This is a genomic window from Pasteurella canis (assembly GCF_020810675.1).
In the GTDB taxonomy this organism is placed as follows: Bacteria; Pseudomonadota; Gammaproteobacteria; order Enterobacterales; family Pasteurellaceae; genus Pasteurella; species Pasteurella canis.
Genome location: NZ_CP085871.1, coordinates 1,476,916 through 1,490,647, shown reverse-complemented (window position 1 = coordinate 1,490,647; position 13,732 = coordinate 1,476,916). Strand labels below are relative to the sequence as shown.

Sequence of the window (13,732 nt, the reverse complement as noted above, 5' to 3'; positions counted from 1 at the left end):
AACAAAATTATGCTAATTGATAAGGGAGTGCAAAAGGCGTTAATTCAGTTTGCTCTGATAATCTGAATTGAGAGCCTTCTTCTATTTGATTATTCAACACCACTTGTAACCATAAAGTGCCTTCAAAATTAGCTACATTTATAATAGAACCTGTTTTACGCCAGTTTGTTTCCAGTTGTATTTCAATTTCACTCCTCAATTCAGGGATGTCTTGGCTATGAGCAACAAAAGTGAACATTGCACGTTTATTTGCACCACGATATTTAGCTCGTGCTACAATTTCTTGTCCAATATAACAGCCTTTTTGGAAAGAAATCGCATCTTCTAGGCTCTGTAAATTTAACGCTTGTGGAATAAATTCTCCCTGTGTTTCTGTGCTTAACATGGGAATACCATCTTGAATGTCCAAAAGATCCCATGCTGGATGGGCTGCATTAGGGGTGATATCTAATGGTGTTGGATGGAGTAGTATCATTCTAGGTTGTTGGCTATTGAGGTGAAGACGAATCTTAGCTGGAACTTCATCACAGGCATTAATAATTTTTTGACCTGCTAAACCAATGATGTGCCAATCAAGCTCTGTAAAAGAGACTTTTGAAAAGACAGCATATTTTTTGAGTTGTTCTAATGCGGTGGGCAATAGGTTTTTTTTAATTAGAAGGTAGAAACATTGTGCTTCTGTACGAATTAATCGAAATAGTGAAGTGACTTTACCTTTAGGATCACAATGGGCTGTCAGTGTTGAAGCGCCTTCAGCAAGTTGACTTACATCGCAAGTTAATTGTCCTTGTAAGAATTTTTCAGCATCTTCCCCTTTAATTTCAATTAAGGTGTATTGTTGTAAATCGCAAGCTATAAAATCTTGCATTTCCGTTAATAATGAATAAGTCATATCCTTTTTCCTTACTCTAAGTTTTGAATTTGTTCACGCATTTGTTCAATTAATACTTTTAATTCTACCGCAGAATTTGTCACTTCAGTATTAATTGATTTTGAGGCAAGAGTATTAGATTCACGGTTTAATTCTTGCATCATAAAGTCTAATTTACGACCAATTGCGCCCCCTTTTTGCAAAATGGCTTGCGTTTCTTTTACATGTAATTGCAGGCGATCTAACTCTTCTGCAACATCGACACGTTGTGCAACTAAAACCATTTCTTGCTCAAGTCGTTGCGGATCAGCTTGTAAATTAATTTCTTCAAAGCGTTGGAGTAGACGATCGCGTTGCCATTGTAAAATTTCTGGCATTTTTGACCGCACTTTGTCTGCTTCAATAGAAATAGTCGCTAAGCGTTGTTCAATTAACGCTTGTACTTTTTCACCTTCTCTAGCTCGCATAGCAATAAAATCCGCTAATAGAGTATCGAATCCTTGTAATAATTGCTGACTGATAAGATCAAGATCTTGTTCTGGAGCCTCTATGACACCAGGGTAACGTAAGATATCATTTGGGTTAATTTCTCCTTCGCCCGCTTGTTGTTTAATCCATTGCAACGATTGAATGACTTGTTGGGCTAAAGCTTTGTTTAAATTAAGTTCAGTTACAGTTTGTTTTTTATTATCAATCCGTAATGAACATTCGATTTTACCGCGAGTGAGATTTTGGCGCAGTTTTTCACGCAATGTATTTTCTAGACCACGAAATTGTTCAGGTAAACGAAAAAATGTTTCTAAATAACGTTGGTTTACTGAACGAATTTCCCATACGGCATCACCCCAATCTTGTTTTATTTCAAGGCGAGCAAAGGCGGTCATACTATAGATCATGTGAATTCCTTAAGTGTTATGAAAAGATGAACGGCTAAACACGGCTATTGTACTTGTAAATTTCGTTTCTGTCAGTTTGTTTGCATGCTAAAATAACGCGAATTTTTTATCAGAATAGCAAATAATAAAGGAATAACTTATGCGTCCAAATGCACGTACAAATAATCAGCCTCGTTCAATAAAAATAACTCGTCATTACACAAAACATGCTGAAGGTTCTGTGCTCGTCGAATTTGGTGAGACTAAAGTATTATGTACAGCAACAGTTGAAGAGTCAGTACCGCGTTTTTTAAAAGGTCAGAATCAAGGTTGGGTGACAGCAGAATACGGTATGTTACCACGTTCCACTCACAGTCGTATGCAGCGTGAGGCAGCGAAAGGTAAACAGGGTGGGCGGACGATGGAGATCCAACGTTTAATTGCGCGGTCATTACGTGCGATGGTGGATTTAGAAGCATTAGGTGAGCGTTCGATTACGTTAGATTGCGATGTGATCCAAGCTGATGGTGGGACGAGAACAGCTTCGATTACAGGGGCTTGTGTTGCTTTATGTGATGCAATTAATACATTAGTTGAAAATGGCACTTTAAAAACGAATCCAATCAAAGGATTAGTCGCGGCAATTTCAGTGGGAATTGTAGAGGGTGAGGCAGTGTGTGACTTAGAATATGTTGAAGACTCTGCAGCAGAAACCGATATGAATGTCGTGATGATGGAAGATAGTAGAATGATCGAAGTACAGGGAACGGCAGAAGGTGAACCATTTAGCCATGAAGAGCTTTTAAAGTTACTTGAATTGGCGAAACAGGGTTGTGATGTGATTTTTGCAGCTCAGCGTCAAGCGTTAGCAGAATAAAAAGGATTTTGTAATGGAAGCCTATAAATTAGAATTTATCCAGTTTGCATTAAGTCGCCAAGTCTTGAAATTTGGTGAATTTACACTGAAATCAGGGCGTATTAGCCCATATTTTTTTAATGCGGGTTTATTTAATACGGGTGCTGATTTAGCACGTTTAGGTGAGTTTTATGCAAAAGCTATTCAAGCCCATAGACCCGAGTATGATGTTATTTTTGGCCCCGCTTATAAAGGTATTCCAATTGCGACAACTCTGTCTGTCGCGTTATTTAATCAATTTCAAGTTGATAAACCTGTTTGTTTTAATCGTAAAGAGGCCAAAGATCATGGTGAAGGTGGTAATTTAATTGGTGCGGCTCTGCAAGGAAAAGTGTTATTAGTTGATGATGTGATTACTGCAGGGACAGCCATTCGCGAGTCGATGACATTAATTGCTGCCAATAATGCACAATTAAGTGCAGTACTTATTGCCTTAAACCGTAAAGAAAAAGGAAAAGGTGAGTTATCAGCCATTCAGGAAGTTGAACGAGATTATCAATGCCAAGTTTTATCCATTATTGATTTTGATGACTTGATGCTATTTATTGAACAAGAGGCGCAATATCAACAATATTTACCCGCTATGCGTATTTACCGAGAGCAATATGGGGTGAAATAAGCGAAAAGTGCGGTCTGTTTTAAGGAAATTTTAAGTATTATGAGCTAATTTAAAAATAGGATGCACTTTTGTCTATTTGGAGAAAAATAATGAGTTTTATTGGTAAATTTTTAGGATTAATTATAGGTTGGAAGTTTGGCGGTTTTTTTGGTGCAATTTGTGGCGTTATTTTAGGCCATTTAGGCGATAAGAAACTGTATGAGCTTGGTACTGTCAATTCGAGTTTTTTTAAAAGTAAAATTACGCGGCAATCATTATTTATGCAAACGACATTTGCTGTGTTAGGTCATTTAAGTAAAGCCAAAGGGCGTGTCACGGAAAATGATATTCAATTGGCAACACATTTAATGCAGCAAATGCAACTCGATGACGCTAATCGTCGTTTAGCACAAGAGGCGTTTAACCGTGGTAAATCAACAGATTTCCCACTGCGCCAAGTGATTCGTGAGTTTCGCCTTGGTTGTGGACAACGAGCAGACTTGTTGCGAATGTTTTTACATGTACAAGTACAAGCTGCTTTTGCTGATGCACAGTTAGAGCAAGGTGAGAAAGAGGTGTTATATGTTGTTGCTGAGGAGCTAGGTTTATCACGTTTTCAGTTTGAGCAGATGTTAGCAATGGAGTTTGCAGCACGTCAATTTACACGAAGAGGTTACCAACAACAAAGTTATCAAAGCGGTTACGGCTATCAACAACACGACCAACAAAGTTATGGTAGTTATCAATCACATTCTGGACCAACAGTTGAGGATGCATACAAAGTACTTGGTGTCACAGCAACAGATGATCAACAGACAGTGAAACGTGCATATCGTCGTTTGATGAACGAAAATCATCCCGATAAATTAGTAGCGAAGGGATTACCAAAAGAAATGCTGGACATGGCGAAAGAGAAAACACAGCAAATCCAAGCTGCTTATGATTTAATTTGTAAGACTAAAGGCTGGAAATAATGTTATTTTCAGCAAAAGACCGTATCCCACTTTTACTGACAATAATTATTGTATTGACTGGAATATGGTCAGGTATTGAACCTTTCTCGAGAGCAGTATGGTATGCAGAGGTGTTACCAGTATGTTTAATTTTAGGATTGCTTATCGTTACTTACCGAATTTTTCAATTCAGTCATCTTGCTTATTTTTTAATGAGCCTTTGGATGATTCTACATTTTATTGGCGCACATTATACCTTTGAACACGTCCCATTTGACTGGGCAAATTCTTACTTGTCTTGGTTAGGAGAGGAACGTAACCATTTTGATCGTATCGCTCACTATATTATTGGGTTTTATAGTTTTCCCATGGCTGAATGGTTATTACGTCGTAAATTATGTGGTCCTGTACTAGCAGGCTTTTTTTCTTTATTCTTTGTTATGAGTTTTGCCGCAGCTTATGAATTAATCGAGTGGCAATATGCAGTTATTGCTGGTGACGAAGAAGGAATCGCATTTTTAGGATCACAAGGCGATAATTGGGATGCACAAAAGGATATTTTAGCAGACACCTTAGGGGCTATTACTGCCTTAGTATTGTTTTATTTGGTGAGAACGGACAAACAATGCGTGTAATTTTAGCACCAATGCAAGGAGTACTTGATCCTTTTGTTCGCCAGCTTCTCACTGAAGTTAATTCCTATGATTTATGCATTTCTGAATTTGTGCGTGTAGTCGATCAGCTTTTACCTACAAAAGTCTTTTATCGGCTTTGTCCCGAACTTTATCAACAAGGTTTCACCTCTTCAGGGACGCCTGTGCGTATTCAACTATTAGGGCAACATCCACAATGGCTAGGCGAAAATGCTGTTCGCGCAATTGAATTGGGTTCTCATGGGATTGATTTGAATTGTGGATGTCCTTCAAAAACTGTTAATGGCAGTCATGGTGGCGCATCACTATTAAAACAACCTGAGTTGATTTATCAAGCAACTCACGCATTACGTCAAGCAGTACCGCAACATTTACCTGTCAGTGTTAAAGTTCGTCTAGGTTGGGATAGTGTTGAACAGGCGTTTGAAATTGCTGACGCTGTACAGCAAGGTGGTGCAACAGAAATAACGATTCATGGGCGAACAAAAACAGATGGCTATCGTGCAGATCGTATTAATTGGGCGAAGATTAATGAGGTTAGGCAAAAATTGCGTATTCCAGTAATCGCGAATGGTGAGATTTGGAATTGGCAAGATGGACAAAATTGTTTGGCTGCAACAGGCTGTCATGATTTGATGATAGGACGTGGTGCACTGAATATCCCTAATTTAAGCACTGTAGTCAAATTCAATCAACCCAAAATGGTATGGGAGCAAGTCCAAAAAATATTGCAGAAATATGCACATACTGAGAACCAGTTTGATACAGGTTTCTATCATGTAGCACGGATTAAACAGTGGTTAGGTTATTTAAAACAAGCCTATCCAGAAGCGCATAGTTTATTTGAATTAATCAAGACTTGTCATGATGGGCAAGAGCTAAGAATAAAAATCGATGGAGCAATAATTAAATGAAATACCAATGGCTTTTCTTTGATGCAGATGAAACGTTATTTTCTTTCGATGCATTTGCAGGGTTACAAAAATTATTTTCTGATTATGGAGTTGATTTTAAACAAACGGATTTTGAGGAGTTTCAGCGCATAAATAAACCACTTTGGGTACAATATCAAAATGCAGAAATTACAGCAGAACAATTGCAAGTAACACGCTTTGCTAGTTGGGCAGCTCGCCTCAATAAAAAACCTGTGGAATTAAATGATCATTATTTAATAGCAATGGCAGATATTTGTAAGCCGCTTGAACATGTTGTAGAAACTTTAACAGTCTTAAAAGAGTATGCTAATTTAGGTATCATTACAAATGGATTTACAACCTTACAACGTTTACGCTTAGAAAAGACAGGATTAGCCGATTGGTTTGAATTTATTACTATTTCGGAGGAAGTAGGTATTGCGAAACCTGATCCTCGCATTTTTGAACATAGTTTAAATTTAGCGAATGTAACTGACCGTAGTCAAGTGCTCATGATTGGGGATAATTTGGAATCGGATATTTTAGGTGGGCATAATGCGCAGTTAGATACATGTTGGTTACATTATACTCGTGAAAATACAACAAATATTACCCCTACTTATAGCATTGGACGTTTTGATGAATTGCTAAAAATTGTTTCTGTTGAGTAAGCTATTTTTATATAAGAGGAAAGCAAAAGAGCGGTCTTTTTTGAGAAAATATCGAGTGTTGAGCAGTACATTGACATTTGCTAAACCTAGTGTGATTTGTCAACTAGGTTTAGCAGTGAATATAGTATACTGATTTTAAGCTGCTAGGAGTACGTTTTGCTTTTTACAATAATTGAATTAAACATCCAATCCAAGTACTTTACGGCCATTGATACTCGCAATATTCACCATTGCGTCTAAATCAGGGAAACGACAACCTGCTGCTAGTAGACTAAGTTCTTGCCACATATCACCCTCACATAATGGCACCATGTAATCGCAAATATTATCTGTACCAATTGCAACTGTAATACCCTCAGGAATCATTTCATCTGCAGGTGTTAAGGCATTGTGGAAGGGCATTAAGTCTTCTTTACGGTTACTGTCGATCCACGCCATTGGACAAGCAATCATCATCATTTGTGCCTGGCGCATTTTTTCATATAAACGGTAGCGGTAATCTTTAGAGTGAGCACCAATAGAAATACCATGAATAGCGACTACGCGACCTTCCATACCATGTTCGATTGTTTTATCACAAAGCTGTTCTGTTTCTTTTTCTTTAGGTGAATTGAATTGATCAACATGAACATGGCACATAATACCACGTGATTTCGCCGTATCTAACAATATGTCCATTGCATCTAAGCCTCTTCCATAATCCAACTCATCACGATAAGGTAAGCCACCAATTATATCCACCATTTCTGCCCCAATATCAAACCATTGTCTTGCGGTAGGTTCAATGACACCTTTCAATGTTTGGTTTGCAAATTTTAACGTAATATCGTGCTTATATACTTCACGTGCTTTATGTGCTGCAATAATTGCACGATCTTCACAAATAGGATCAATATCAACAAAAGTACCAAAGGCAGTAACTCCTTGTGAGATCATTAATTCAATAGATTGGCAAAAACGCGCATAATAATCGTCCACACTGGATGTACGTTTGACCTCATCTACTAAGTCCCATTTTTGTTGCAAATTACTGGTATGATAAATGCTAATTTTTTCTGGAGTCATTGTGAAGGCGCGATCTGCATGTGCGTGCGCATTTACCCAGCCTCCTTTTTTAATAATTTCATCTCTAATATAAGTTTTAAAACTACGAACATGATTTTTCATAATAGCTCCGTGAAAATATCAACATGAGGAAGAAGTGAAGTGCCGTAGATATAAAAAAATCCTCAATAAATGAGGATTTTTTATTAATTAAAAATAGAAATGAAATCAAGCCACGAAAGTGACTGATAAAATAACTAACAATGTTATGAAAAATTCTCTGATTTTTAATTAATAACATTATGTCTATATCCTAAAAATTGCCCGCTAGTATAAAGTGTTAAACCTGAAAAATATAATTGGTTTTGGCTATTGGTTATGGGTAAATTTATATTTATTTTTCGATAAACGAGCGCTCTTGATTGAATACCTCAAGGAATAATCCTAACGGCGGTCGCTGGGAAGATTCTTTTTGATAGTCACGATTGTATTTCTGATAATTACCTTGGCGATCAATATGATATTGTGTGCTATCAGGGGAAATAATGACATTCCAACGGTGGTTAGAGACTAAAACCCAGTTTGCTTCTTGATTTAAATTAAATAAATCTCTACCTTGAGAGTAATCTGCAATCGGGTTTTGCACGTTGAAAATATGTTTCATGACTGCGGGCAATAAATCCATATGACTAGTTAACTTGTCAATTTTTTGTCGTGGTAATGAATGCCAATGAATAATCATCGGGACTTGGATTTCATCTCGTGCAAAGTAATGATAGCGTTCTTTTTTACTTAGATCGTTAAATTGATAGCCATGTTCAGCTGTAATTGCAACAAAAGTATTTGTTAAGTCAATCATTGGTAGTATCGAGGATAATAAGCGATCGATTTCAGCTAATTCTAATTTGTAATTTTCATATGATAAATTTGGGCGAATATCGAGGCTTAAATAAGCCGCAAAAGGCTTATTTTGTACGTTTGTTGTTGCCAGCCAAGTTTTAAATAACGCAGTTTCTGATTGATTATTTGTTTTACGTGTTGAGTGACCAAGTGTTGGGAATAATGCTTGGCGGAACAAGGTCGAGTTAAATTGTGTGCTAGAAAATAAGCCTAGCTGGTAGTTTTCTTGCTTTAACTTTTCAACTAATACTGATGCCGTTTTATTGCTAAGTAAACTATCCATGTAATTTGCACTTAAACCATAAAACAAACCTGTGAGCCCAGTGTTATTAGTATTTCCACTACTATAATGATGAGTAAATTGAGTTGATTTTGCGGCAAATTGAGATAAGTAAGGCATTTGTGCTTCTGTTATCGCATCATAGCGCAAACCCGAAATAGTAATTAGGAGCATGTTAGGTGTTTGACTATCCATAAACTGGAGAGGCTGTTTGGGATAATTGATTTTTAGTGCATCTAGTCGCCCTTGCTGCTCAATAATTTGGTCATACTCTTCTTTATTTAAAAAGCCATGTTTTTCCAAGAATGAACGAGCAGTCATTGGATAAGACAATGGAAAATTAGAGCGCTGCATCGTAATAGGACGATAAATAAACGCATCAGCCCAAGCATACATTAAGTGGGTAGCAATGAAGGAACAAACAAAGAATACACCTACAGCTTTAAGCCATTTTTGGCGTTCTAGACTTCGTAACTTTTGCCAAGACCAACGCGAAAATACCATTTGTACTAATAAAATGATTGGCATTGGTGCAAAGAAAATTTGCCAGGTACGCGAGAGTTCACCATTTTCAGGATTGACTAATAAATTCCATACCACTGTTGATAAGTGTAAATTGAAGTGTGAGAAAACCTCTGTATCAACCAATAATAAAGTTGCGCCAATTGTGGTGAGAATAACCGTAATACCACGGAAAGTACGCTGATTTTTAATGATAAAACTGAGTGGGAAAATAATTAACAAATAAAGAGCAAAAACAACAAAGCTAAAATGCCCTAAAATACTAATGAAAAAATAAAGTTTACCCAGTAGTGTATCTGGCCAATCTATAATAAAGGCATAGCGTGTGCCAATAGCGATTGCCCATAAAATATTAAAGAAAGCAAACCAGTGACCCCAAGATATTTTTCTTGAAGTTTCTTCGCGATATTGTTTGTTTGCTTTAATCCACATTATCTTTACGATTTTTTGTCACTAACTGAATGCAATAGGGCATCTGAAAAAGCCTTGGCTAATGCAGTGCGTTGATTTATTCCAACACTATTCACTAGTAAATTAGTGACCATATTGCCAAGAACAACAAGGGATAAGTCAACTGGTGCTTGATGTTTTTCTAAAACAGCAATCATATCATTTAAAATCACATCTATTTGTTTATCTTGATATTTTGAGTTTTTTGCCATGCTGGTGTTGAACCATAAAATAAAATTTGTGTTATATCATAACCGATTATTTTGTATATCCCAGCATTTTTTCTTATTTATAGTTAAAAAAGTGCGGTTATAATATGGAGAAGTTTTTAAGGCAAAATAGTGAATTAGTTATGAGTATAAATGTGAACGAAATTGTGCTTCACCAGTTAATAAAGTCGAGTGAAGAAAATGCAGTAAAATTAAGCACTTTGTTACGTGAACAAGTACTTACAATTACACCAGAAGTCGAGCAAATGATGTTGCAGTTACATCAAGCTTATCAAAACAAAAGTAAAGCTTATGGTGTATTTCAAGATACCTCCCTTTTTGCCCAAGATTTAAATCGTTTCCTCGAAAATGAGAATGAATTTCTTGAATTTAGTCAAAAATCTACCATACTTTTAGCGACAGAACTAAGTAAGTATCCATTTGCTGATAACGGTACTCTCGTTTTTTGTCGCTATAATTTTTTAGCAACAGATTATCTGTTTATTGCATTGTTAGATAGTCGTGCGAGTATGTTAGTGGATGAGCATTTGGATATTCATCGTACACAGTATCTTGATATCGCACAGTTTGATATTGCTGCGCGTATTAACCTGACAGAATTAAAATTAGATGCAAGATCAAATCGTTATTTAACATTTGTCAAAGGACGTGTGGGGCGTAAAATTGGCGATTTTTTTATGGATTTTTTGGGCGCTGATGAGGGATTAAATCCTCAAGTACAAAATCAATGTTTATTGCAGGCAGTCAGTGATTATTGTGAACAAGGGGCGTTGAGTAAAGAACAAACTCAAGCAGTGAAGAAACAAGTATTTGAATATTGCAAAGGACAGATGAGCTCAGGTGAAGAGATTGAATTAAGGGAACTTTCTGCCAATATGCCAACTCTAAACGAGCGTGCTTTTGTCGAGTTTGCTAATGAACAGGATTATGGTTTGGAGACAAGTATTCCACCTGTGCGTTCAGCATTAAAATCTTTAACAAAATTTTCAGGTTCAGGCAAAGGTATTACTATTAGTTTTGAAGCAGAATTAATTAATCATCGTATTTTTTGGGATGAAAATACAGATACGTTAACTATTAAAGGATTACCACCAAATTTACGTGACCAGTTGCAACGGCAATTAAAAGAAGAGAATTGATTTGGCAATCTATTAAAGTTTCGGTATTATCGTTCATCATTTGCAGTGTATAAAAAGGTAAAAAAATTATGCAATTTAAGTCAGTTATTAGTGTTATCGTGCTTGCATTCAGTATTAGTGCTTGCTCTAGTATAGATAAAGTTGTTTATCGTATTGATGTACCACAAGGCAATTATTTAGAAGCTGCAACAGTTAACCAATTACAAGTGGGAATGAATGTACAACAAGTACAATATTTATTAGGTACTCCTGTATTAATCGACCCTTTTAATAATAACAAATGGTATTATGTATTTTTACAACAAAAAGCGTATCAAACACCTGAGCAGCGTACACTAATTGTTAATTTTGATAAACGTGGCTTAGTAACAAGTTTTGATTTAGATAAACCTTTACCAGATGAAAGTAAACCTGCAATTAATAATGCGATTATTCAAGCAGAAAATACAGCTGCGAAGCGTTGGTGGCAGTTTTGGAAATAATTAACTTATAAGTTGTAATATTTTATTTTATCGCGTGAGCGTATTTTTTCGATTGGCCAAAGTTGAGGATAATCTATGCCTAAGATTTTGTTAGTTGATGATGATGTTGAATTGATAGAGCTTCTTGCGGAGTTGTTGACCTTAGAAGGCTTTGAAATTGATATGGCAAATAATGGCTTACAAGCATTACAAAAACTCGATCTTAGCTATGATTTAGTCTTGCTTGATATTATGATGCCTGTGTTAAATGGCGTTGAAACGTTAAAGAGAATTCGTCAGGAATTTAGTGTTCCCGTTATTATGTTGACGGCACGTGGCGATGATATTGATCGTATTTTAGGTTTAGAGCTCGGCGCAGATGATTATATCCCGAAACCATTTAATGATCGTGAACTTGTTGCACGGATCAAAGCAATTTTACGTCGTACACACCAAGCAACACCTTTAGGTATTGTTGAATTAAAAGATAATCGTAGTGAGTTTATGTTCTGCGGTATTACACTTTATCCTGGACGGCAACAAGCTTTTTATAATGATAAAGATTTAGAGTTAACAGGTACAGAATTTGCGTTGTTACAAAAACTAGTCTTAAACTCGGGACAAATTCTTTCACGGGAATCTTTAAGTCTTGAGATTCTGGGTAAGCAACTCACACCATTTGATCGCGCAATTGACATGCATATGTCAAATTTGCGTAAAAAATTACCTCCTCGTATAGACGGCTCACCTTGGTTTAAAACATTAAGAGGTCGTGGTTATTTGTTAGTTTCAGAGAGATAAATAAAAAGGCTATTATTTAGATAATAGCCTTATGAGTATTCTATGCCATTTGCGAAAGAAAGTTATTTTAACACTATTTCATTCCGTATTTTTGCCTTTTTCTGGCTTACTTTTTCCTTGTTATCAATTCTAATTTTTTCAATTCCTTATTTTGATTCTCGTATTTATTCTGAATTAAGTGAAAAAGAGCTTTCTGCTTATCAACAAGAGATAATTACCTCTATTCGTCATAATCAAATTGCTCGAATTTTAGCAGGTGTTCCTCTTTCTCACACAGATCGCCTTGACGCGATTCGCCCTGTTTTAGTTGATGAAAGTGATGAACGTAATATTTTGGGTGCATCTGCTGCTGAAATTCCACTTTTATCACAATTTATGTATTCTTCCTCTAATCCGACTAAACCACTGAAGAAGGTTTTTGGGGATGTTAGGATTGTTGGTCCTTTTTCCATTCATTTAGGTGGTGAAGCAAATAAGTCTTATACGTTATATTTTATTGATCGCGTAAATGCGCAAAAAGAAATCATGAGCTTTGTTTTTGCTCACCCGGTGGTACTTGTAGCATTGTTAATTTTAATTTCAACACCTTTATTGTGGTGGTTGGCACGAAGTATTGGTAAACCAATTAAGAATTTACAAATGTCTGCAAAAGCGGTCTCATTAGGTGACTTCAAAATAAATAAAGAGTTGGAAACTAAGGGGGCGCTTGAATTACGTCAAGTAGGACAAAGCTTTAACCAGATGACAGAATCATTAGAGGAACTACTGTCTAGTCAGCAAGTATTACTTTCTTCTATTTCTCATGAATTACGTACGCCATTAACGCGTCTACAACTGGCACTAGCGTTATTGCGTCGTCGAGTGGGTGAAGAAAATAGCGAAGTTCAACGAATTGAAATCGAAGCGCGTCGTTTAGATAAAATGATTAATGATTTATTACTGTTATCTCGCCAACAATTAAATAGTCATGTTGTACGTGAAATTTTTCCTATTAACGAGTTGTGGGAAGAAGTATTAGAAGATGCCATTTTTGAAGCAGAACATCGTCATCTTCGTTTTACTGTGCGACAAAATGTCTCACAACCATATAGGTATTATATAAATGGCAATAAAGGATTGCTGATTAGTGCAGTAGAAAATATTGTACGTAATGCTTTGAAATATACGCGTAGTGAAATAAAAGCCTCCATTTTCTTAAAAAAACAAGAGTTAATGATCGTTATTGATGATGATGGGAGCGGATTAGATGAATCCGAATATGAAAAGATTTTTCAACCTTTTTATCGTGTCGATGAAACGAGAACTCGAGAGACTGGTGGGACAGGATTAGGGTTAGCTATCGTAGCAAATGTTGTTAAAGAACATCATGGTGCTGTTTGGGCAAGTGCAAGTCACTTAGGTGGATTATGTGTGAATTTACGTATTCCTTTATGGATTAATAGCTAATTAAAATG

The 13,732-nt window shown here is 36.3% G+C and carries 15 protein-coding genes; 10 read left to right on the top strand and 5 right to left on the bottom strand.

The features are described 5' to 3' along the window. Positions 1-7: 7 nt before the first annotated feature. Both ygfZ and K7G93_RS06940 read right to left on the bottom strand, forming a co-directional pair. The gene (gene ygfZ / locus K7G93_RS06945) at positions 8-892 is read right to left on the bottom strand and encodes a CAF17-like 4Fe-4S cluster assembly/insertion protein YgfZ (RefSeq protein ID WP_049215485.1); all 885 of its coding nucleotides are present in this window, start codon (positions 890-892) and stop codon (positions 8-10) included. 11 nt (positions 893-903) lie between these two features. Further along, positions 904-1,767, bottom strand: a complete 864-nt coding sequence (locus K7G93_RS06940) for a YicC/YloC family endoribonuclease (RefSeq protein ID WP_160531756.1) — start codon at positions 1,765-1,767, stop codon at positions 904-906. Between the two features lie 139 nt (positions 1,768-1,906). On the opposite strand from K7G93_RS06940, the gene rph reads away from it, so the two are divergent. The 6 genes from rph to yjjG all read left to right on the top strand — a co-directional run bounded on the left by rph (position 1,907) and on the right by yjjG (position 6,451). Beyond that, complete coding sequence (rph, locus tag K7G93_RS06935; RefSeq protein WP_226691030.1) at positions 1,907-2,623, top strand: ribonuclease PH; 717 nt, start codon at positions 1,907-1,909, stop codon at positions 2,621-2,623. Between the two features lie 13 nt (positions 2,624-2,636). Beyond that, positions 2,637-3,281, top strand: a complete 645-nt coding sequence (gene pyrE / locus K7G93_RS06930) for an orotate phosphoribosyltransferase (protein WP_160531757.1) — start codon at positions 2,637-2,639, stop codon at positions 3,279-3,281. 89 nt (positions 3,282-3,370) lie between these two features. Continuing rightward, entirely contained in the window at positions 3,371-4,234 is an 864-nt protein-coding gene (gene djlA, locus K7G93_RS06925; RefSeq protein WP_160531758.1) for a co-chaperone DjlA, read from the top strand. Beyond that, positions 4,234-4,848 (top strand): DUF2238 domain-containing protein, encoded by a 615-nt coding sequence (locus K7G93_RS06920; RefSeq protein ID WP_226691031.1) that lies wholly within the window; start codon positions 4,234-4,236, stop codon positions 4,846-4,848. The genes djlA and K7G93_RS06920 overlap by 1 nt, the downstream gene beginning before the upstream one ends. Beyond that, on the top strand, positions 4,839-5,780 hold the full coding sequence (gene dusC / locus K7G93_RS06915) for a tRNA dihydrouridine(16) synthase DusC (RefSeq protein WP_115323138.1): 942 nt from the start codon (positions 4,839-4,841) through the stop codon (positions 5,778-5,780). The genes K7G93_RS06920 and dusC overlap by 10 nt, the downstream gene beginning before the upstream one ends. Continuing rightward, positions 5,777-6,451 carry a pyrimidine 5'-nucleotidase gene (yjjG, locus tag K7G93_RS06910; RefSeq protein WP_226691032.1) on the top strand — a complete coding sequence of 225 codons (675 nt, stop codon included), beginning with the start codon at positions 5,777-5,779 and terminating at the stop codon, positions 6,449-6,451. The genes dusC and yjjG overlap by 4 nt, the downstream gene beginning before the upstream one ends. A gap of 177 nt (positions 6,452-6,628) precedes the next feature. On the opposite strand, the gene K7G93_RS06905 is transcribed toward yjjG, so the two are convergent. The 3 genes from K7G93_RS06905 to K7G93_RS06895 all read right to left on the bottom strand — a co-directional run bounded on the left by K7G93_RS06905 (position 6,629) and on the right by K7G93_RS06895 (position 9,859). Next, the gene (locus tag K7G93_RS06905) at positions 6,629-7,618 is read right to left on the bottom strand and encodes an amidohydrolase family protein (protein WP_224045686.1); all 990 of its coding nucleotides are present in this window, start codon (positions 7,616-7,618) and stop codon (positions 6,629-6,631) included. A 271-nt stretch (positions 7,619-7,889) separates the two neighbouring features. Then, a complete protein-coding gene (locus tag K7G93_RS06900) occupies positions 7,890-9,629 on the bottom strand; it encodes a DUF3413 domain-containing protein (RefSeq protein WP_226691033.1) in 1,740 nt (579 codons plus the stop codon). 5 nt (positions 9,630-9,634) lie between these two features. Further along, positions 9,635-9,859: a YejL family protein gene (locus K7G93_RS06895; protein ID WP_226691034.1), complete on the bottom strand. Its 225-nt coding sequence runs from the start codon at positions 9,857-9,859 to the stop codon at positions 9,635-9,637. A gap of 140 nt (positions 9,860-9,999) precedes the next feature. Here K7G93_RS06895 and yejK point away from each other — a divergent pair, with 140 nt between their 5' ends. The 4 genes from yejK (at position 10,000) to cpxA (ending at position 13,724) form a co-directional block, all read left to right on the top strand. Further along, positions 10,000-11,016, top strand: coding sequence for a nucleoid-associated protein YejK (gene yejK / locus K7G93_RS06890; RefSeq protein WP_226691035.1), 1,017 nt, complete (start codon positions 10,000-10,002; stop codon positions 11,014-11,016). Between the two features lie 68 nt (positions 11,017-11,084). Further along, complete coding sequence (bamE, locus tag K7G93_RS06885) at positions 11,085-11,498, top strand: outer membrane protein assembly factor BamE (protein ID WP_049215463.1); 414 nt, start codon at positions 11,085-11,087, stop codon at positions 11,496-11,498. 75 nt (positions 11,499-11,573) lie between these two features. Then, complete coding sequence (locus K7G93_RS06880; RefSeq protein ID WP_049215461.1) at positions 11,574-12,278, top strand: response regulator; 705 nt, start codon at positions 11,574-11,576, stop codon at positions 12,276-12,278. A 42-nt stretch (positions 12,279-12,320) separates the two neighbouring features. Beyond that, complete coding sequence (cpxA, locus tag K7G93_RS06875) at positions 12,321-13,724, top strand: envelope stress sensor histidine kinase CpxA (RefSeq protein WP_226691036.1); 1,404 nt, start codon at positions 12,321-12,323, stop codon at positions 13,722-13,724. Positions 13,725-13,732 lie beyond the last annotated feature (8 nt).

Bases quoted from the DNA above. Each gene is read 5' to 3' on its own strand.
- ygfZ (WP_049215485.1), bottom strand. From the start codon at position 892: ATGACTTATTCATTATTAACGGAAATGCAAGATTTTATAGCTTGCGAT.
- K7G93_RS06940 (WP_160531756.1), bottom strand. From the start codon at position 1,767: ATGATCTATAGTATGACCGCCTTTGCTCGCCTTGAAATAAAACAAGAT.
- rph (WP_226691030.1), top strand. From the start codon at position 1,907: ATGCGTCCAAATGCACGTACAAATAATCAGCCTCGTTCAATAAAAATA.
- pyrE (WP_160531757.1), top strand. From the start codon at position 2,637: ATGGAAGCCTATAAATTAGAATTTATCCAGTTTGCATTAAGTCGCCAA.
- djlA (WP_160531758.1), top strand. From the start codon at position 3,371: ATGAGTTTTATTGGTAAATTTTTAGGATTAATTATAGGTTGGAAGTTT.
- K7G93_RS06920 (WP_226691031.1), top strand. From the start codon at position 4,234: ATGTTATTTTCAGCAAAAGACCGTATCCCACTTTTACTGACAATAATT.
- dusC (WP_115323138.1), top strand. From the start codon at position 4,839: ATGCGTGTAATTTTAGCACCAATGCAAGGAGTACTTGATCCTTTTGTT.
- yjjG (WP_226691032.1), top strand. From the start codon at position 5,777: ATGAAATACCAATGGCTTTTCTTTGATGCAGATGAAACGTTATTTTCT.
- K7G93_RS06905 (WP_224045686.1), bottom strand. From the start codon at position 7,618: ATGAAAAATCATGTTCGTAGTTTTAAAACTTATATTAGAGATGAAATT.
- K7G93_RS06900 (WP_226691033.1), bottom strand. From the start codon at position 9,629: ATGTGGATTAAAGCAAACAAACAATATCGCGAAGAAACTTCAAGAAAA.
- K7G93_RS06895 (WP_226691034.1), bottom strand. From the start codon at position 9,859: ATGGCAAAAAACTCAAAATATCAAGATAAACAAATAGATGTGATTTTA.
- yejK (WP_226691035.1), top strand. From the start codon at position 10,000: ATGAGTATAAATGTGAACGAAATTGTGCTTCACCAGTTAATAAAGTCG.
- bamE (WP_049215463.1), top strand. From the start codon at position 11,085: ATGCAATTTAAGTCAGTTATTAGTGTTATCGTGCTTGCATTCAGTATT.
- K7G93_RS06880 (WP_049215461.1), top strand. From the start codon at position 11,574: ATGCCTAAGATTTTGTTAGTTGATGATGATGTTGAATTGATAGAGCTT.
- cpxA (WP_226691036.1), top strand. From the start codon at position 12,321: ATGCCATTTGCGAAAGAAAGTTATTTTAACACTATTTCATTCCGTATT.